The sequence below is a fragment of the Stenotrophomonas sp. YAU14A_MKIMI4_1 genome (genome assembly GCF_003086855.1).
In the GTDB taxonomy this organism is placed as follows: domain Bacteria; phylum Pseudomonadota; class Gammaproteobacteria; order Xanthomonadales; family Xanthomonadaceae; genus Stenotrophomonas.
On sequence record NZ_CP025998.1, the window covers coordinates 3676199 to 3695339 of the forward strand.

The following is a 19141-nucleotide window of genomic DNA, read 5'->3' on the forward strand; positions in this document are numbered from 1 at the left end:
GCCGTGGCGCTGCATTACCTGGCGCTGGGCGATTCGTACACGATCGGCGAAGCGGTGGACGTTGATGGCCGCTGGCCGCACCGGTTGGCCGCCGCGCTGCGGGCCGAGGGCGTGGCACTGGCCGAACCACAGACCATCGCGACCACCGGCTGGACCACCGACGAACTGGATGCGGGCATCGATGCGGCCGCGCCGCAGGGTCCGTTTGACTTCGTCAGCCTGCTGATCGGGGTGAACAACCAGTACCGGGGCCGCGCGCTGGACGAGTACCGCGTGCAGTTCCAAGCCCTTCTGCAGCGCGCGATCGGCTTTGCCGGCGGGCGCGCCGAGCGCGTGCTGGTGCTGGCCTTCCCCGATTGGGGCGTGACCCCGTTCGGCGCCGGCAGTGGCCGCGACCTGGCCCAGGTAGCCGCGCAGACCGATGCCTTCAATGCGGCCGCTGCCGCGATCTGTGCAGCCCACGGCGTGGCGTTCGTGGATATCACCGACATCAGCCGTGCGCACGGCCACGACCCGGCGATGATTGCCGATGACGGGCTGCACCCTTCGGCGGCGATGTATGCGCTGTGGAGCGCGCGGGCACTGCCGGTGGCCACGCGCATGCTGGCTGGAGCCGACTGAACCCATGGACGGCACGCCACGGAACGGCACACCGCTGCACTGTTCACCGCTCGATGCCGCACAGGCGCGGGCGATTGCCGAAGCCTTCCGGCCTGCGCAGGCCTGGGGCAACCGCCGCGATTATTACTACACCCGCGGCAAGCTGGGCAGCGATCCGCTGTACGACGGGGTGCTGCAGCACCTGCCCGATGATGGCCAGCCGCTGCTGGATCTGGGCTGCGGGCTGGGCCTGTTCGCCCATGTGCTGCGCCAGCGTGGCCGCCGCGCACCGTATCTGGGTGTGGATGTGGACGCCGCCAAGATCGCCCGTGCCCAGCGCGCCGGCGCCGGCCTTGCCGATGCGCAGTTCGATTGCCTGGATGTGCAGGCCCCCTTGCCGGCACAACACGGCCACGTGCTGCTGCTGGACGTGCTGCAGTATCTGGATGCGCAGCCGCAGTTGCAGCTGCTGAAGGCCGCCAGCGCGCGCGTGGCCCCCGGTGCGCGATTGCTGCTGCGCACGCCACTGGCGACCGGCGACCGCCGCGACCGTACCACCCGGGTGGCCGACCGGCTGGCCTGGCTGGTGGGCTGGATGGGCACGCGCCCGCGACACTACCCGGACCCGGCGCAGTTGCGCGCCACCCTGGCCGACTGCGGCCTGCAGGTCGGCCAGGTGCGTCCGCTGCATGGGCGCACACCGTTCAACAGTTGGCTGCTGGTGGCCCAGCGCTAGCCGGGCCCTGCCCGGCGGATTACCTGCGGGCCGCTGCGCTCGCCGGGCATGGCCCGGCGCTACCGGGTGTTCGGCGGCACGCGCGGATTTCCGGCGAGTGCGTTACCCGGCCGGCAGTTCGGCCTTCAGGCCACGCTCGTCCAACACCTGCAGCACCCGTTCGATGATGGCCAGGTTGTGCCCGTGCGCGGCGCCTTCATGCAGCAGCACGATGGCACCGGGCTGCAGATCGGGCAGCAGGCGCGCCAGCACGCCGTCGGGGGTGCAGCCCACGCCGTCGAAGCCGCGCGCGCTCCAGCCTACCCGCACCAGACCCAGCGCCTTCAACGCGGGGGCCACGAAGGGGTTGGTCATGCCGACCACCGAGCGGTACCAGCGCACGGGCCGGCCGTCGACCGCCTGCAGGGCATGGTGGCAGGCCTCGATCTCGGCCCGCATCGCCGCCGGGCCCAGCCGCCAGAAACGGGTCTGCGGGTGGGTGTGGCTGTGGTTGCCCAGGTCGTGGCCGCGGCGCAGGATCTCGGCCACCAGGGCTGGATGCGCCAATGCGCGTTCGCCCACCAGGAAGAACGTGGCCCTGGCCTGGTGGCGATCCAACAGGTCCAGCACGGCCGGGGTCTCGGCGCTGGGGCCGTCGTCGATGGTCAGCCAGACGCTGTTGCCGGTGGCCGGCAGGCGGTCGAGCACCGGTGCGTAGAAGCGGCTGTTGGGCAGGAACACCGGCACCAGGAACAGCGCGTGGCTGGCCACCATCAACGGCAACCCCCACACCCAGCCGGCCCACCACCACAGCAGGATCACGGCCAGCTGCGACGCCACCAGCCAGGGCAGCCAGCGCCAGGGCCGGGACGGGATGCGATGCAATGTTCCTGCGTTGGTCATGCCCCATGATGCCATGGGGCGTAGAATGAGCGATTCGAATTTCCCGGACCACGACTGCCATGTCCCTCGATCCCGCCCTGCGTTCGCGCATCGAATCCCTCCTCAACGCCAACCGCGTCGTGCTGTTCATGAAGGGCCAGCCGTCCATGCCGCAGTGCGGTTTCTCGGCCAAGGCCGTGGGCGCCCTGCAGGATCTGGGCGTGGATTTCGCCCACGTGAACGTGCTGGCCGACCAGGAGATCCGTGAAGGCATCAAGGCCTACGGCGACTGGCCGACCATCCCGCAGCTGTACATCGACGGCGAACTGGTCGGCGGCAGCGACATCGTGCTGCAGATGGCCGCCAGCGGCGAACTGAGCAGCGTGCTGGGCCTGGCCGCACCGGACCGCACGCCGCCGCGCATCACCGTGACCCCGGCCGCTGTGGAAATGCTGAAGGGCGCGCTGGCCGATGCCCCCGGCGCCTCGCTGCAGCTGACCATCGATGCGCGCTTCCAGCCGAACTTCCAGCTGGCCCCGCATGACGACAGCGCCATCGCTGCCGAATCCAACGGCCTGCGCGTGCAGTTCGATCTGTCCAGCGCGCGCCGCGCCGACGGCATCACCATCGACTGGGTGGACGATATCCGCGGCAAGGGCCTGGCCATCGACAACCCGAATGCGCCCAAGCCGGTGCAGGAAATCAGCGTGCGCGACGCCGACGATCTGGTGCGCGCCGGCAACGTGACCCTGGTGGACGTGCGCCCGGCCGACGAACGCGCGATCGCCGCGGTGGGCGTGCCGTTCAAGAGCTTCGATGGCAACGGCCGCGCCGAGCTGGAAGCCCTGCCCAAGGACACCGCGCTGGCCTTCCTGTGCCACCACGGTGGCCGCAGCGCGCAGGCTGCCGAACAGTTCCGCACCCTGGGCTTCACCAAGGTGTTCAACGTGACCGGCGGCATCGATGCCTGGTCGGACGAAGTGGACAACGGCGTGCCGAAGTACTGATCGGCGCCGGCACGGGGTCAGAGCCCTTTCCTGCGGAAAGGGCTCTGACCCCAGCACAGAAAACGCCGGCATCTGCCGGCGTTTTTTTTGCATCCACGCAGGGCGTGGGTCTACCCCGCGAAGCCACCTTCGGCCAGGTAGTCCAGCTCTTCCGGGCTGGGAATGCGCCCCAGCACGGCGTTGCGGTGCGGGAAGCGGCCGAAGCGGCGGATGATGTCGCGGTGCAGTTCGGCGTACTGCAGGTATTCCTTGTCGCCCAGCACGTCGAACATGGCCACCGAACGATCCTGGTCGAACGGATCTTCGGAATGCTCGAACGGCAGGTAGATGAAGGCGCGCAGCTTGGGCACCAGCTGCAGGTCCAGGCCTTCTTCGATGGCACGCATGGCGTAGTGCCGGGCCAGGCCATCGGTGGCATAGGAATGGGCGGTACCGCGGAAGCAGTTGCGCGGGAACTGGTCCAGCAGCAGCATCAGCGCCAGCGCGCCTTCGGCACTGCCCAGCCAGTGTTCGCGGCCACGCGCCGCGGCGGCGTAATGCTCGTCCAGGAAGCGTTCGCGGAAACGCGCGTCGAACGCATCGTCGCGCGCGAACCACTTGGCCGGGCCGGCCTCGCTCCAGAATTCCACCACTTGCGCGGCAACGTCCATCACCTACTCCCAGGGCCCCGCGCGCCGCGCCAGGCCGTCATCAATCATTCGTCAAAGCGCAGGTGGCGGACCGACTTGCCGTTGCGCCGGATAAGCTTAAGCGCCTCGATGCCGATCTGGATATGGTTTTCCACGAACTGGGAGCTGACCTTGGCATCGGAGGCCTCGGTCTTCACCCCGTCCGGGATCATCGGCTGGTCGGACACCAGCAGCAGGGCGCCGCTGGGAATGTGGTTGGCAAAGCCGGCGGCGAACACAGTGGCCGTTTCCATGTCGATGGCCATGCAGCGCATGGCCCGCAGCCGTTCCTTGAAGGCCTCGTCGTGTTCCCAGACCCGGCGGTTGGTGGTGTACACCGTGCCGGTCCAGTAGTCGTGGCCCAGGTCGCGGATCATGGTGGACACCGCACGCTGCAGGGCAAAGGCCGGCAAGGCCGGCACTTCCGGCGGCAGGTAGTCGCCCGAGGTGCCTTCGCCACGGATGGCGGCGATCGGCAGCACCAGGTCGCCCAGCGCGTTCTTGCGCTTCAGGCCGCCACACTTGCCCAGGAACAGCACCGCCTTGGGCATCACCGCCGACAGCAGGTCCATGATGATGGCCGCGTTCGGGCTGCCCATGCCGAAGTTGATCAGGGTGATGCCATCGATGGTGGCACTGGCCATGGGCCGGTCCAGGCCGACGATGGGCGCCCCGGTCAGTTCGGAAAAGGTATGCAGGTAGCCGCCGAAGTTGGTCAGCAGGATGTGCTCGCCAAACTGGTCCAGCGGCACGCCGGTATAGCGTGGCAGCCAGTTGTCGACGATTTCCTGTTTGCTCTTCATGCCCGGTCCGGTGCTGCAGGGGGGGCCATTGTAGGCAACGCTGCACCTGCCCTGCCACACAAAGAAAGGGGGCGGCCCTGCGGCCGCCCCCCTCTGGTTTCCCTGCGGGAACCGGTGGCTTAGAAGCGCACCGACCAGCGCAGGTTGGCACCGTGGTCGCGGCTTTCGTCGCCGAACTGGCCGCTGTAACCCAGTTCCAGCTGCTGCTTGGCGGTCAGCCAGGCCGACAGGCCCAGTTCGGCCACCACCGCGCTGTCGGCGATGGGGGCACCGTTGACCACGAAGCTGTCACCGCCGCTGGCAAAGCCCAGGCGGGCCGCCGGGTTGCGGTCGCCGCTGGCGTGGCGGTAGGCCACCGCGCCGCGCACGTGCAGCCAGCTGTCCTGCTGGAACGAGGCCTTCAGGCCCTTGTCGAAGCGCACGCCGGCCGTGGCCAGGGTGGTGCGCACGTCATCCACCGAACCCTGCAGGGCCGCGGCACCGCCACGCTCGTTCACGTGCTTGGTGTCCACTTCCACGCGAGCCACCTGCAGGTACGGCTCCAGGCCGGCCTCGCGGCCGCCGAAGCGGTAGGCCGCTTCGATGAAGGCCTGGCGGGTACGCGCGTCGTAACGGGCGCTCAGGGTGTCGCTGTAACCAGCGAACGCCAGCTCACGGGTGCTGTCCACCTCGTGTTCGCTCCAGGCCAGGCCGCCACGCAGGCCGAAACCGCCCCAGTTGTGGCTGGCGTAGGCGCCGAAGTGGGTGTTGTCCACCTTCGACTTGGCACGGCGGCCTTCGCCCTGCTTCACGTCGGTGCGGCCGGTACCGGCCAGCACGCCCACCTGCCAGCCGCCGAACTCGCGGTCGGCACCGACCAGCAGGCCGTTGCTGTTGGCTTCGGTGCGGGCGGTGTTGGTGTTGCCGTCCAGGGTGGTGCTGCCGGCCAGGGCCTGCACCCACACGCCGGTGGCGTCGCCGCCTTCGGCACCCGGTGCAGCGGCACCGGCACGGCGGGCCAGCGCGGCATCACGCACGTAGCGGCTGCTTTCCAGCAGGGCCACGCTGGTGGCGGCGTGCAGTTCGCCGCTCAGGCTGTCCAGTGCGCTGCCCACCTGTTCCGGGAACAGCATGGTCAGCGGACGCGGCAGGCCCTGGTTGACCGCCAGGCCGTCGGCCACGGTGGCCACGGCCAGCTGGTTGGCGGTGGTGGCCGAGGTGGCCAGCGCGTTGCCGCGGGTCACTTCAATGCGCGCGCCAGCGGCGGTGTAGGCCAGGCTGAACTGCATGAAGGGCGAGAAGGCGCTGAAATCGGTGGTGGCGAACTGACCGTTCACGCCGCCGTCGGCCTGGATGAAGTTGAACTGCTCGCCCAGGTAGTAGATGCCCGGTTCCGGCAGCGCCACCAGGGTGCCGCCCAGGGTGGCGGTACCGGTCACGTGCAGCTGATCGCTGCGGCTGCCCGGGGCCACTTCGGCCTGGTACACGCCGGTGGCGGTCTGCACGTAGTCACCGTTGATGGTGAGCGTACCGATGGAGTTGCCCGGGGCGATGATGCCGGCCACGGTGGTGTCACCCAGCTGGCCCACGCCCTTCAGCGTGCCCTTTTCACCGACGAAGGTGCTGCCGCGGGTCTGCACGCCGTTGAACGAGACCACGCCGCCGGTGACGGTCAGGTCCGAGCCGTCCAGCACGCCGGTGGTGGTGATGCGGCTGTTGCCGCCCAGGCTGTTCAGCGCGGTGTTCTGCAGGGTGCCGTTGAGCAGGAAGGTACCGCCGGTCACGTCCACGGCGCTGGTCAGCGTGTTCACGCCGTCCAGTTCCAGCACGCCTTCGCGCACCACCGCGCCGTTGAAGCTGTTGTCGCCGCTCAGGCGCAGCCAGCCGATGCCGCTCTTGGTCAGCTTGCCCGGGCCGCCGATGTCATTGGTCCAGTCGTCCCATGCATCGCCTTCCCACACCTTCAGGCCGCCGGCCTTCTGGTTCATCACCACGTCGGTGTCCACGCGCAGCGAGCCGTAGCCTTCCACGGCCGCGGCCAGGTTCATCAGGCCCCAGCCGTAGACATCGTCCACGCCTTCGGCACCCAGGTCGGTGGCGGTGGTCAGCAGCACGTCGCGCACCTGCGCGCTGTCCAGGTACGGGAAGCGCTCGAACAGCAGGCCCAGCGCGCCGGTGACGTGCGGGGCGGCCATGGAGGTGCCGCTCAGTTCCTGGTAATCAGACGACGGCGTCTGGCTGATGATGTCCACCACCAGGTTGCCGTTGTCATCGTAGAAATCACCTTCGATCACCGAATCCGGACCGTACACGGTCGAGTTGATGTTCGAACCCGGCGCAGCAAGGCACCAGTTCGCGGCCAGGCCACAGCGCATCGAGCGGTTGCTCAGCTCCAGGTCTTCATTGACGTTGACCACGGCCAGCCAGTACGGCTCGATGTCGGCGATGGCGCGCGGCAGCGAGGCATACATGCCGGCGATCGGCGCTTCTTCCGGCGAGGTGTTGGGCGCATCGGTGTTGCCGGCGGCCCAGACCTGGATCAGCCCGCTGCTGCGCGAACCTTCGGCCATCGCGGCCAGACTGGCGGCGAACACCGGGTGCGACTGGTACAGGTCCAGGTCTTCAGCGGTGGTCGGCTCGTTGGCCAGGCCCCAGCTGTGGTTGATCGCGCGCACGCCCTGTTCGTTCATCTGCGCGTACAGCTGCGGGTATATCGAATCATCAGCCTGGATGGCGGCGATGGTCTGCTCGTCCAGGTACAGGTTGCCGCCGATGTTCACCACCGACAGGTAGGTGGCGCTGTTGGAGAACAGGCGGGCCACGCTCAGATCGGCGCCGAAGGCCACGCCGTGGGTGCCATTGCCATCGCGGTTGGCGGCGATGGTGCCCGACACGTGGGTGCCGTGCACGTTGTAGCTCAGGCCTTCGTAGAAGCCGTTTCGTTCCAGCAGCGCAGCGTAGTCCGGGTCGAGCACCTGGTAGGACACGGCCACCTGGTCACCGTCGCTGGCGAAGCAGGCATCCGGGCCATCCAGTACTTCGCGTGCGCACAGGCTGCCATCGGCCAGCACATCGGCCAAGTGGATGCTGCGGTGATCCTTGCCGGCGAACTCGTCGTGGTCCAGGCCGGTGCCGCTGTCGAACACGCCCAGGCGGATGCCGGTGCCGGTCAGGCCGCGTGCGTAGGCCACATCGGCGTTGATCGCCTGCAGGCCCCAGTCGCTGTTGAATTCGGTGGTGCGCCAGCTGGCGGCATCACCCGGCGTGCCCATGATGGGTTCCGGATCGACTTCCACATCGGCGGCAGTGATTTTCAGCGACGGCGAAGCGGTCAGGACCGGGGCGGCAAACGCGGCCTGCAGGCTGCGCTGCGCTTGGTAACGCAACAGCGCGTCTGCGTTGCTGTCCTGGGCCAGGGCCGGCAGGGCGGCGGCCATCAGCAGCGAGCCAACGATGGCCGAAGCCAGGGGAGAGGGGAGGATGGAGCGGCGGGAAGCGGTGGAACGGTACGACGGGGAGACAGTCATCTGCAGTTACGTCCTTGATTCCATGGAATGTTTCAGGTGCAGCTCCGTCATGGAGCAGTGGAAAGAACACCCTCGCGGCGGATCAGCGCGCGCTAACCCACCGGGTGGTAGCGGCAGGCATCACAAAAAATTAATGCTTGATTCACAATTTCTGTATAGGGAAATTCCTACCCCGCTCTTCTCGGCCCCTGCCCAACGTCACTTGGCAAGTGGCACCGACGACGGATAGCGTCGCTGGATTCACGTGGGGGTTTGGGGAATCTGCATGGCTTCGATGGTGTTGCGCGCTGCTCTAGGGTTGGCGCTGGTTTCGTTGACTTCGGCGCCGGCCGTGGGTGCGTCGCGCTTCGTGGCCGACCCCTACCCCAGCACCTACCGGGCCCAGTCGGGCGCGCCGGTGCTGATCCATAACGCCACCGTGCTGACCGGCACCGGCCAGCGCCTGGACAATGCCGACGTGCTGCTGCGCGATGGCCGCATCGTGGCGGTCGGCCCGCAGCTGCAGGCCGATGCGGGCGTCACCCGCATCGATGCGCAGGGCAAGTGGGTCACCCCCGGCCTGATCGACGTGCATTCGCACCTGGGCGTCTACCCCAGCCCCGGCGTGGGCGCGCACAGCGATGGAAACGAGATGACCGCACCGGTTACCGCCAACGTCTGGGCCGAGCATTCGGTGTGGCCGCAGGACCCCGGCTTCCAGGCCGCGCTGGCCGGTGGCGTGACCAGCATGCAGGTGCTGCCCGGTTCGGCCAATCTGGTGGGCGGGCGCGGCGTGGTGCTGAAGAACGTGCCCGCCACCACCTACCAGGCGATGAAATTCCCCGGTGCGCCGTGGGGCCTGAAGATGGCCTGCGGCGAAAACCCCAAGCGCGTCTACGGCGGCGGCAAGGGCGTGGCCCCCGGCACCCGCATGGGCAACGTGGCCGGCTACCGCGCCGCCTTCATCGATGCCGCCGACTACATCGCCAAGAACAGCCCGAAGCCGGCCAAGCGCAAGGGCTGGTTCGGCAGCGACAAGGGCGACAGCGCCGGTGATGCCGGCGGCAAGCGCGACCTGAAGCTGGACACGCTGGCCGGGGCGATCCAGGGCGACATCCGCGTGCACATCCACTGCTATCGCGCCGACGAAATGGCCACCATGCTCGACCTGGCCAAGGAATTCGGCTTCAAGGTCGCCGCCTTCCACCACGGCGTGGAAGCCTACAAGCTGGCCGACCGCCTGGCCGCCGACGGCGTCTGCGGCGCGCTGTGGGCCGACTGGTGGGGCTTCAAGATGGAAGCCTTCGATGGCATTGCCGAGAACATCGCGCTGGTGGACCGGCCGCAGAACAGCTGCGCCATCGTCCATTCCGATTCCCCCGAAGGCATCCAGCGCTTGAACCAGGAAGCGGCCAAAGTGATCGCCGCCGCGCGGCGCGCGCAGATGCCGGCGATCGCACCCGAACGGGCGATCGCCTGGATGACCGCCAACGCGGCCAAGGCACTGGGCATCGAGGGCCAGACCGGCACCCTGGAGGCCGGCAAGATGGCCGATGTGGTGGTGTGGAATGGCAACCCCTTCAGTTCCTATGCCCTGGCCGAACAGGTGTTCATCGATGGGCGGCGCTTGTATGACCGCAGCGTGCCCGAGGCCACGCCGCGTTCTGATTTCCAGCTTGGCCAGGAGGTGCGCTGATGGGCATGTTGAACAAACGCCGCCGGCCATGGCCCGGCGCTACCGCCGCGCTGTTGCTGCTGCTGGCCGGTACGGCGTCGGCGCAGGACCTGCTGGTGCGCAATGCCACGGTGCATACCGCCGGCGCGCGCGGCAGCCTGCAGAACAGCGACGTGCTGGTACAGGGCGGGCTGATCCGCGCGGTCGGGCCGGGCTTGGCCGCGCCGGCCGGGGTAACGGTGGTGGAGGCCAATGGTCGCCCACTGACCCCGGCCCTGTTCGGCGGCATCACCGAGATCGGCATCGAGGAAGTGTCCGGTGAATCGAGCACGGTGGACAGCACATTGAAGATCGGCGAGCAGCCGCTGCGCCCGGAATTCGACGTCACCCTGGCCTACAACCCGGCCTCGGTGCTGGTGCCGGTGGCACGCCTGGATGGCATCGGCTTCACCGCGCTGGGCGCGCATACCGGCGGTGGCTTCGTGGCCGGCCAGGGCGGCGTGGTGCGGTTGGACGGCAGTGCCGACCCGATCGGCCCACGTGCCTTGTACCTGCGCCTGGGTGCGGCCGCAGCCGAGTTGACCGGGCAGTCGCGTGCCGCCCAGTGGATGCTGCTGCAGCAGATGGTGGACGAGGCCCGCGGCCAGGTCCCGGCCGATTCACCGCATGCGCTGCTGACCCCGGCCGGGCGGCGCACGCTGGCCCGCTACCTGGGGGGCCAGGGCCGCATCGTGGTGGAGGTGGACCGCGCCGCCGACATCCGCCAACTGCTGCGCTGGGCCGCGCGCGAGAAGGTGAAGATCGCCATTGCCGGCGGTGCCGAAGCCTGGCAGCTGGCGCCGGAACTGGCCGCTGCGCAGGTGCCGGTGTTCGTGGATGCGCTGGGCAACCTGCCCAGCACCTTCGACCAGATCGGCGCCAGCCTGGAAAACGCCGCGCGCCTGCAGCGTGCCGGCGTGCCGGTGGCCTTCGCCCAGCGCGAAGACGCTTCGCACAACGCGCGCAAGATGCGCCAGCTGGCCGGCAATGCGGTGGCCAACGGCCTGCCCTGGGCCGATGGCCTGGCCGGCCTGACCCGGGTACCGGCGCAGGTGCTGGGCGTGGCCGACCAGATCGGCAGCATCGAACCGGGCAAGCGCGCCGACCTGGTGCTGTGGGAAGGCGACCCGCTGGATGTGGCCCACTATGCCGAGCAGGTCTGGCTGGGCGGCCGCGCCATGCCCATGCGCTCGCGCCAGACCGAACTGCGTGACCGCTACCTGCAGCGCACCACCCCGCCCTGACCGACCGAGATAACGCCGATGGCCACCCTGCGCTGGTACTTCGACTTCGTTTCGCCCTATTCCTACCTGCATTGGCAGAAGCTGAAGCAGTTGCCGCAGTTCACCCGCATCCAGCCGGTGCCGATTGCCTTCGGCGCGATCCTGCACCACCTGGGCAACCTGGGGCCGGCCGAGATTCCGGCCAAGCGCCGCTTCATCTACCGCCAGCTGCTGTGGACCGCGCAGGCCGAAGGCACGCCGCTGCGCTTTCCGCCGGGGCATCCGTTCAACCCGCTGGCCGTGCTGCGCCTGTGCCTGGCCGCCGGTGGCAGCGCGCAGGCGGTGGATGTGCTGTTCGACTGGATCTGGCGCGACGGCAACAGCGCCGACAGCGCCCAGGCCCTGCGCGAACCGGCGCAGCGGCTGGGCGTGGATGACGTGGAAGCCGCCCTGGCTGACCCGGCCATCAAGGAACAGCTGCGCCGCAACACCGACGCGGCCATCGACGCCGGCGTGTTCGGCGTGCCGACCCTGTCCATCGACGGCGAACTGTTCTGGGGCAACGACGCGCATCCGATGATGGCCGCGGTGCTGGCCGACCCCGGCCTGCTGCAGCAGCCGGAATGGCAGCACGTGATAACGCTTCCAGTGGCGGTACAGCGCAATCGCTGAACAGGCATGGCGTGATTCCCTCGCGCGCCCGGCTTGGTTTTGAGATAGTTTTCACACTTTCCGAACCTACAACCGCCCTGGAGGGGGAGCCGGATGCGCATCGGAATCGTCGTCGATTCGGCCTGCGATCTGCCGCAGGACTTCATTGCCGCGCACAACATCGTGCTGCTGCCGATCACCGTGCGCATTGGCGAAGCGGTGCTGGCCGACCACCGTGATGAGCAGGCCACGCTCAGCTTCCTGCACGCGCACGTGGCCGAGCACGGTGCCGAAGCGGAAACCATTCCCTTCAGCGTGAACCAGATCCGCGATCTGTTCCTGCAGCAGCTGGTGATCGATTACGACCACGTGTTCTGCATGACCATCACCAAGACCCGCAGCCCGATCCACGACAACGCGCTGCAGGCCAGCTTCGCCATCCTCAACGACTACAAACCGGTGCGGCAGGCGGCGGGCTTCAATTCGCCGTTCGCGCTGCGCGTGCTGGACACCCAGAACCTGTTCGCCGCGCAGGCGGTCACCGCCATCGAAGCGGTGCGCCTGCGCGACAGCGGCGCCAGCGTGCAGCAGATCCGCGAGCGGCTGGAAGCGCTGGCTGGCAACGTGCATGGCTACATGGTCACCCGCGATCTGTACTACATGCGCGCACGCGCCCGGCACAAGGGCGACCGCAGCGTGGGCCTGATCAGCGCCGCGCTGGGCAGCGCACTGGACATCAAGCCGGTGCTGCACGGGTACCGCGGCGAAACCGGCCCGGTGGCCAAGATCAAGGGCTTCGACAATGCGGTGCAGAAGCTGTTCGGCGTGGTCGGCAAGCGCGTGCGTGCCGGCCTGATGACCCCCACGGTGTGCGTGAGCTACGGCGGTGAACTGGACGAACTGCGTGCCCTGCCCGGCTATGCGGCGCTGAAGGAAACCTGTGCCGCGCACGGCGTGGCCGTGTACGAAGCGGTGATGAGCCTGACCGGCATGGTGAACGTGGGCAAGGGCGCGGTGACGGTGGGCTTCGCCGACGGCCCGCACGCCTTCGATTGACGGGCCGCGCCTACACGCGCATTGCACCGCCACTGTGCCAGCCTTGCCACCTCTGAAGGAGAACCCTCATGCCTGCGCAGTACCACATCAGCCTGCCCGACCCGTCCAAGGCCCGCGGCAACGACCCCGACCTGTCCTTCCACTCGCAGAGCGCCGGCGGTTTCGCCGAAGAACTGCAGGACGCGCTGCGCACGGGCACCCTGTTCGAACGCTGGAAGGCCAAGCAGCCGGATCCCGATGCGGTGGAGCCGCAGTGGGGCGTGACCGACCCGGACGCCACGGTGACCGGCGAACAGAAGGACCTGCGCATCAACCTGGTGGCGACCACCCGCATCGACAGCGATGTGTTCAAGCAGCGCCTGCGCCTGCTGGCCGGCCACCATTGGGAACTGCGCGACGTGCGCTAAGCAGCGCGCCGCTCTGGTAGGTGCCAACCTTGGTTGGCACTTCCGGGTTCATGCACCGCTCTGGTAGGTGCCAACCTTGGTTGGCACTCATGGGAAAGGCGGCCAACCAAGGTTGGCCACTACCGGGTTCATGCCCGGCTCTGGCCACGCGCTACCAGCCACCACCCAGCGCGCGGTACAGCTCCACCCGGGCGATGGCGGCCGAGGCCTGGCTGTTGGCCAGCGCAGCCTGGTTGTCCAGCGCGATGCGCTGGGTACTCAACACATCCAGCATATCCACCACGCCGGCCTGGTACTGGCGGCGCGCGGCACCCAGCGCGGTTTCGCTCTGCGCCACCGCCACCTGCAGCTGCGTGGTGCGCTGCTGTTCGGCGGCGTAGCCATCGATGGCATCGTCCACTTCATGCCAGGCCTGCAGCACCGTGCGCTGGAACTGCAGCGCCGATTGCTGTTGCTGCAGGCGGCTGAGCGCCAGATTGGCCTGCAACCGCCCGCCCTGGAAGATCGGTAGGCTGATCGACGGGCCGATGCTGAAGCGGTGGGCATCCCATCCGTCCAGGTCATCAAGCTGTTTTGCCTGGAACCCGGCATCGCCGTTCAAGGTGATGCGCGGCAGGAAGCTGGCCTTGGCCACGCCAATGTTCGCCGTGGCCGCATGCAACGCCGCTTCGGCACGGCGGATGTCCGGGCGGCGTTCGGCCAGTTCACTGGGCAGGCCCACCGCAACGGCAGGCAATGCCGGCCAGTCGGCACGCGCGTCCTGCAGCAGGGTATCCAGCGCCTGCGGCGGCCTGGCCAGCAGCAATGCCAGTGCATTGCGCAGCTGTGACTGGCGGTGCCGCAGCGGGGCGATGCGCGCCTGCAGCGCGGCAACCTGTGCGGCCGCACTCGACACCTGCAGGGTCGTGGCGACGCCTTGCCGCTGGCGTGCTTCGGTCAGCCGCTGGATGTCGGCGGCAATGCCCAGGTTGTGCTCGGTGATCGCCAGCAGCTGCGAAGTCGCGCGCAGCTGCAGGTAGCTGCGTGCGGTTTCAGCCAACAGCGCGATGCGCACCGCATGTGCATCTTCTTCAGCCATCTGCACGCGCGCGTCGGCGGCCTCCACCTGGCGGCGCACGCGGCCCCACAGATCCAGTTCCCAGCTCAGGCCGATGCCGGCCTGGAACAGGCCGTAGTCATCGCGCCCGCCGTTGCCGGAAGGATCGCTCAGGCCCACCTCGCTGTTGCGCGCGCGCGCGCCGCTGGCAGTGGCCGCCACCGACGGCAGGCGATCGGCGGCACTGATGCCACGTGCCGCCCGGCTCTGCTGCACGCGGTTGGCGGCCAGCTGCAGATCCAGGTTGGACTGCAGCACCTGCTGGGCCAGCTGCCCAAGCAGCGGATCGTCGAAACCGGCCCACCAGGCTGCGTCATCGTCGATGGCCATGCTGGCCACCGCATCGCCCTGCCAGTGCGCCGGCAGCGCAGCCTGCGGGCGTACGAAATCCGGGCCCATCGTGCAGGCCGCCAGTGCCACGCACAGCAACGCGCTGGCCAGTGCCTGCATCACGCTGCGCGCGCTCATGCGCCCTCCCCGCCCTGCAGGTCCACGCGGGCTTCCACCGACATGCCGGCACGCAGCTGGTCCAGCAACGGCTGGCCCGGTTCCAGCACGATCTTCACCGGAATGCGCTGCACCACCTTGGTGAAGTTGCCGGTGGCGTTCTCCGGCGCGACCGCAGCGAACGTCACGCCGGTGGCGGGTGCGATGCTGTCGACGTGTCCACGCAGCGAGGTGCCAGGAAACACATCCACGGTCAGTTCCACCGGCTGCCCCGCGTGCATGCGGGTCATCTGCGTTTCCTGGAAATTGGCGACCACGAAGGCACGCTGCAGCGGCACCACGGCCGCCACCGCGGTCCCCGGGGTCAGGTAGGCACCCACGCGTACCGCACGCCGGCCGACCACGCCATCAATCGGCGCCCTCAGTTCGGTATGCGAAAGGTCCAGCTCGGCACGTGCCTGCGCCGCTTCGGCACGCTGCACTGCCGCCTGCGCGGCCTGCACGCCCGCGGCCAGGATGTCGGTGCGTTGGCGGGCGGTGCTCAACGCGGCCTGGCCCTGCTGCAGGTGGGCACGGGCCACGGCCTGCTTTGACTCCGCCTGCTGCGCGTTCTGCACCGTACCGGCGCCGTCACTGGCCAGTGCACGGTAGCGCTGCTGATCGGCACGGGCCAGGGTCAGTTCGGATTGGCTGACGTCCACGCTGGCCCGCGCCTGTTCGATCAGCGAGCCCTGCTGGGCCAGCGCCGCCTGGGCATTGGCCAGCTGTGCACGCGCATTGGCCAGGTCGGCGCGTGCGGCCTGCAGCGCCACCTGGTAGTCGCGGTCGTCGATGCGGGCCAGCACGTCGCCGGCTTTCACTGTCTGGTTGTCCTGCACCTCGACGCTGCTGACGAAGCCGGCCACTTTCGGCGCAACCACGGTGAAATCCGCATTGACATAGGCGTTGTCGGTGCGCTGGTAGCGGCCATCGCGCAGCAGCAGCCAGCCGCCGATGGCCAAGGCCAGCACGCCCAGGGCCAGGCCGGCGTTGAGGGTTGTCTTGTTGACGGTCATGGGGGTTCCTTGCAAAAGGGGTCAGGCCACGGCACGTGGCGGATGGACGCGGGTGGCCCACGGCAGCAGCGGCAGGCAGCCCAGGGCCACCAGTGCGACCAGCCAGTACAGGTCCGCCGAGGTCAGCGCCTGCACCTGGGCATGCAGGCGCGCGGGCAGATCGGCACCGGCCGGCAGCCACGGCTGATTGCCCAGGTGGTCGACCAGCGCGGTGGAATGGAAGTGGCGCCGAGACTGCCCGACCGCATCGAGCACGCCCCCGGCGAACACTGCAGAGAAGCCTTTGACGGTGTTGAACCAGGCCGAGGCATACGGGCCGTCCTGCGGCGCCAGGCCGGTGGTGGCCAGCAGCAGCAACGGCAGCACCGCCATCGGCTGCGCCACTACCTGCAGCAGCTGCACCCACAGGAAGTTGTCGCGGTTCCATTGCACATCCAGCTGCGCGCCCAGCAGGCACGCCACTGCCAGCAGCAGCAGTCCGGCCGCCTGCACCCAGCGGCAATCCACCGCACGCTGGTTCATCAGGGTGGCCACCAGGGGCAATGCGAGCGCCTGTGGCAGCGCCACCCACAGCAACATCGGTGCAGTCTGCAGCGGACGGTAGCCCTGCACGCTGGCCAGGAAGCCAGACGGGATGGAGATCACCGCCAGCAGCACGAACAGCACGCCCATGCAGGTCACCAGCGCATAGCTGAGGTTGCGATGGGCCAGCAACTGCAGCTTGAAGAATGGCAGCGGGTGGAACCATTCGTTGACGAAGAACAGCACCAGCAGGCCCGCGCCGCCGCCCAGCAACGCGGTGATCAGCGGCGAATCGAACCAGCCCAGGCGCGCGCCCTGGGTCAGCCCCAGCACCAGCATCACCAGCGCCGGAAACCCAAGGGCCAGGCCCACGCCGTTGAACTGGGCAAAGCGTTCCAGCCGCAGCGGGTCCTGCGGCAAGCCCCAGCCCACCATCAGCATGCCGGCCACGCAGAACGGCACGATCTGCCAGAACGCGAACTGCCACCCCGCATGCTCGACCCACAGCGCCGCCAAGGGCGTGCCCATGCTGGGCCCGAACGTTGCAGTGAGCGCATAGCCGGCCAGGCCGTACAGCTTGATGCCCGGCGGCAGGAAGCGCAGCGCCACGCTCATCAGCAGCGGCGGCAGCGCACCGCCGGCCAGGCCCTGCAGCGCACGCAGCAGCAGGAACGAGGGCAGATTCGGCGCCAGCGGGCACAACACGCCCAGCAGCATGAAGGCCGCGATCATCACCAAGCCGAAGCGGCGCAACGAGAAGGTCACCGCGCACCAGGGTGCGAACGCCATCGCACTGACCGACATGGCGCTGTAGATGCCGGTGATCCAATTGCCTTCATCCACGCTGAAACCCATCGCACCGCGGATGTCGGCCAGCGCGACCTTGGTGACGTTTTCGTTGAAGCCCGACAGCAGCACGACCAGCAGTACGCCGCACAGGCCCACCACGATGCGGCGATCGAAGGCGGCGGGAACGGGCGCGGCAGGCGTGCTGGGCAAGGTGACCGCGCTCATCGGCGCAGCTCGATCCGTGCAGCGCACGGCAGGTGAAGCGACATGGCGTGCGCTCCGTGAAGGTGGGGAGCGCAGTCTAGGCAGGCCTACTGCTGCGAAAAATGGCGTGGGTGCGATGCCAGTCGTGCGTGCAACGCACGAATACAAGAGTGTTGGATGATGCGTTGATCGACCGGATCGATGGGCCGGTGCCTGGTAGAGTCGAGCTTGCTCGACTGCCGTGCGCGGGATCAGGCAAAGCAGTCGAGCAAGCTCGACTCTACAGGGCGTCGGCGTCGCACATGCTCTTGATCGCGCGGCGCAGCCAGCGGTGCGCCGGGTCGTTGTCCATGCGCGGGTGCCAGGCCTGCACCAGGGCCACGGTGCGTACCGACACCGGCAGCGGGAACATGCGCAGTGGCAGCCCCATGTAGGTGATGCGATCGAGCATCACGCTCGGCATCTGCGGCAGCACCAGGTCCGAAGCGGCCGCCGCAAAGATCGCGCCATGGAAGGTGGGAATGACCATCGCCACCCGTCGGCGCAGGCCCATCTGCGCCAGTTCGTCATCGATCGGCCCATGGGCGATGCCACGCCGCGAGACGGCAATGTGATCGCAGGCGGCAAACCGTTCGGCGGTGATATCCCCGTCGAACAGCGGATGATCCTCGCGCGCCGCGCCGAGCAATGCCGTGGTGAACAGGTTCTGCACCTTGGTTTCCTGCGTGTGCTTGCCGGCGGTACTGATGTACAGGTCGATCCGCCCCTGCACCATCGCGTCATCGTCGGTATCGCCTTCGGGCATGAAGCGCAGGGTGCAACCGGGTGCCTGCTGACGGAACACCTCGCGCAGGCGGCCGCCGTAGCTGCCGATGAACACGTCGTTGGCGCGGATGCTGAAGGTGTGCTCCAGGGTCAGCATGTCCACTTCGCGACCGTCGTTGAACACCCGGTGCGCCTGCTCGATCACATCACGCACCTGCTCGCGCAGCTCCAGTGCGCGCGGGGTCGGCGCCAGCCCGCGGCCGGCGCGCACCAGCACCGGGTCGCCCAGCGCCTCGCGGATCCGCCCCAGGGTGCGACTCATCGCCGGCGCGCTCAGGTTCATGCGCCGCGCAGCCCCGGCGACACTGCCTTCGTCCAGCAGGACGTCCAGGGCCAGCAGCAGGTTCAGGTCGGGCAGGGGCATGGCGGTCTCCAACAATTGGAATGACTCTACGACACTCCAGCCCGAAGTCGATTGCATCCACTGCACGCATTGCCTGCGCCGCACGGCATGGGTGCGCGCTGCGGCATAGGGGACCATCACCGCCTGCCAAGGAGTCCTCCCCATGTTCACCACCCTGCTGGTCGCCCTCGATGGCGGCCGCCAGCACGACCCGCTGCTGGACCTGGTCGCCCACGTCGCCGGGCCGCGCAGCCTTGTACACCTGCTGTGTGTGCTCGATCCCGAGTTCGCCCTGCCCGCTGACGCCAGCGACGCCGACCGCCGCGAGTGCCCGGCGGCCGCCCGCCAGCGGGCCAAGGCCGAAGGCCTGCTGCAGGACGCCACGGCGCAGCTGCGCGAACGCGGCGTGGATGCGCGCTCGCTGCTGCCGGCCGGGGACCCGGGCGAAGTGATCAGCGCCCAGGCCCGCGAGCTGGGCGCCGATCTGATCGTCATCGGCCATCGCCACCTGTCGCGGCTGCAGCGCCTGCTCGACAGCTCGGTCGCGCAGTGGACGCTGGACCACGCACCGTGCCCGGTGCTGGTGGAAACGCGCGGCGGTTGACCGGCCCGCTCTGGTAGGTGCCAACCTTGGTTGGCACTCACGGGT

17 protein-coding genes are annotated in these 19141 nt (G+C 68.6%); 9 read left to right on the top strand and 8 right to left on the bottom strand.

The genetic code is table 11. The annotated features are described in order from the left end of the window. The first annotated feature begins 3 nt into the window (after window positions 1-3). Window positions 4-621, top strand: coding sequence for an SGNH/GDSL hydrolase family protein (locus C1931_RS16675; protein WP_108757123.1), 618 nt, complete (start codon window positions 4-6; stop codon window positions 619-621). 4 nt (window positions 622-625) lie between these two features. Further along, window positions 626-1336, top strand: coding sequence for a class I SAM-dependent methyltransferase (locus C1931_RS16680; protein ID WP_108757124.1), 711 nt, complete (start codon window positions 626-628; stop codon window positions 1334-1336). Between the two features lie 102 nt (window positions 1337-1438). On the opposite strand, the gene C1931_RS16685 is transcribed toward C1931_RS16680, so the two are convergent. After that, entirely contained in the window at window positions 1439-2218 is a 780-nt protein-coding gene (locus C1931_RS16685; protein WP_108757125.1) for a polysaccharide deacetylase family protein, read from the bottom strand. A 59-nt stretch (window positions 2219-2277) separates the two neighbouring features. Here C1931_RS16685 and grxD point away from each other — a divergent pair, with 59 nt between their 5' ends. After that, window positions 2278-3204 carry a Grx4 family monothiol glutaredoxin gene (gene grxD, locus C1931_RS16690; RefSeq protein ID WP_108754112.1) on the top strand — a complete coding sequence of 309 codons (927 nt, stop codon included), beginning with the start codon at window positions 2278-2280 and terminating at the stop codon, window positions 3202-3204. A gap of 110 nt (window positions 3205-3314) precedes the next feature. On the opposite strand, the gene C1931_RS16695 is transcribed toward grxD, so the two are convergent. From C1931_RS16695 to C1931_RS16705, 3 genes are all read right to left on the bottom strand, one after another. After that, complete coding sequence (locus C1931_RS16695) at window positions 3315-3854, bottom strand: DUF924 family protein (protein WP_108750569.1); 540 nt, start codon at window positions 3852-3854, stop codon at window positions 3315-3317. 44 nt (window positions 3855-3898) lie between these two features. Further along, a complete protein-coding gene (locus tag C1931_RS16700; RefSeq protein WP_108754113.1) occupies window positions 3899-4675 on the bottom strand; it encodes an AMP nucleosidase in 777 nt (258 codons plus the stop codon). Between the two features lie 119 nt (window positions 4676-4794). Further along, on the bottom strand, window positions 4795-8181 hold the full coding sequence (locus C1931_RS16705; RefSeq protein WP_108757126.1) for an autotransporter serine protease: 3387 nt from the start codon (window positions 8179-8181) through the stop codon (window positions 4795-4797). A gap of 265 nt (window positions 8182-8446) precedes the next feature. Between C1931_RS16705 and C1931_RS16710 the strand changes: the two genes are divergently transcribed. The 5 genes from C1931_RS16710 (at window position 8447) to C1931_RS16730 (ending at window position 13211) form a co-directional block, all read left to right on the top strand. Continuing rightward, window positions 8447-9856, top strand: a complete 1410-nt coding sequence (locus C1931_RS16710; RefSeq protein ID WP_108757127.1) for an amidohydrolase — start codon at window positions 8447-8449, stop codon at window positions 9854-9856. Then, entirely contained in the window at window positions 9856-11118 is a 1263-nt protein-coding gene (locus C1931_RS16715) for an amidohydrolase family protein (RefSeq protein WP_108757128.1), read from the top strand. Before C1931_RS16710 ends, C1931_RS16715 begins: the two co-directional genes overlap by 1 nt. A gap of 18 nt (window positions 11119-11136) precedes the next feature. Continuing rightward, entirely contained in the window at window positions 11137-11769 is a 633-nt protein-coding gene (locus C1931_RS16720) for a 2-hydroxychromene-2-carboxylate isomerase (protein WP_108757129.1), read from the top strand. A gap of 93 nt (window positions 11770-11862) precedes the next feature. Continuing rightward, window positions 11863-12804 carry a DegV family protein gene (locus C1931_RS16725; RefSeq protein ID WP_108750563.1) on the top strand — a complete coding sequence of 314 codons (942 nt, stop codon included), beginning with the start codon at window positions 11863-11865 and terminating at the stop codon, window positions 12802-12804. A 68-nt stretch (window positions 12805-12872) separates the two neighbouring features. Next, window positions 12873-13211, top strand: coding sequence for a hypothetical protein (locus C1931_RS16730; RefSeq protein WP_108757130.1), 339 nt, complete (start codon window positions 12873-12875; stop codon window positions 13209-13211). A 151-nt stretch (window positions 13212-13362) separates the two neighbouring features. On the opposite strand, the gene C1931_RS16735 is transcribed toward C1931_RS16730, so the two are convergent. From C1931_RS16735 to C1931_RS16750, 4 genes are all read right to left on the bottom strand, one after another. Further along, a complete protein-coding gene (locus C1931_RS16735) occupies window positions 13363-14775 on the bottom strand; it encodes an efflux transporter outer membrane subunit (protein WP_108757131.1) in 1413 nt (470 codons plus the stop codon). Next, window positions 14772-15809 carry an HlyD family secretion protein gene (locus C1931_RS16740; RefSeq protein WP_108757132.1) on the bottom strand — a complete coding sequence of 346 codons (1038 nt, stop codon included), beginning with the start codon at window positions 15807-15809 and terminating at the stop codon, window positions 14772-14774. The genes C1931_RS16735 and C1931_RS16740 overlap by 4 nt, the downstream gene beginning before the upstream one ends. Before the next feature lie 21 nt (window positions 15810-15830). After that, window positions 15831-17345: an MFS transporter gene (locus tag C1931_RS16745; protein WP_108757133.1), complete on the bottom strand. Its 1515-nt coding sequence runs from the start codon at window positions 17343-17345 to the stop codon at window positions 15831-15833. A 259-nt stretch (window positions 17346-17604) separates the two neighbouring features. Beyond that, entirely contained in the window at window positions 17605-18513 is a 909-nt protein-coding gene (locus C1931_RS16750) for a LysR family transcriptional regulator (protein WP_108757134.1), read from the bottom strand. A 142-nt stretch (window positions 18514-18655) separates the two neighbouring features. On the opposite strand from C1931_RS16750, the gene C1931_RS16755 reads away from it, so the two are divergent. Continuing rightward, window positions 18656-19096 (top strand): universal stress protein, encoded by a 441-nt coding sequence (locus tag C1931_RS16755; RefSeq protein ID WP_108757135.1) that lies wholly within the window; start codon window positions 18656-18658, stop codon window positions 19094-19096. The last annotated feature ends 45 nt before the right edge of the window (window positions 19097-19141 follow it).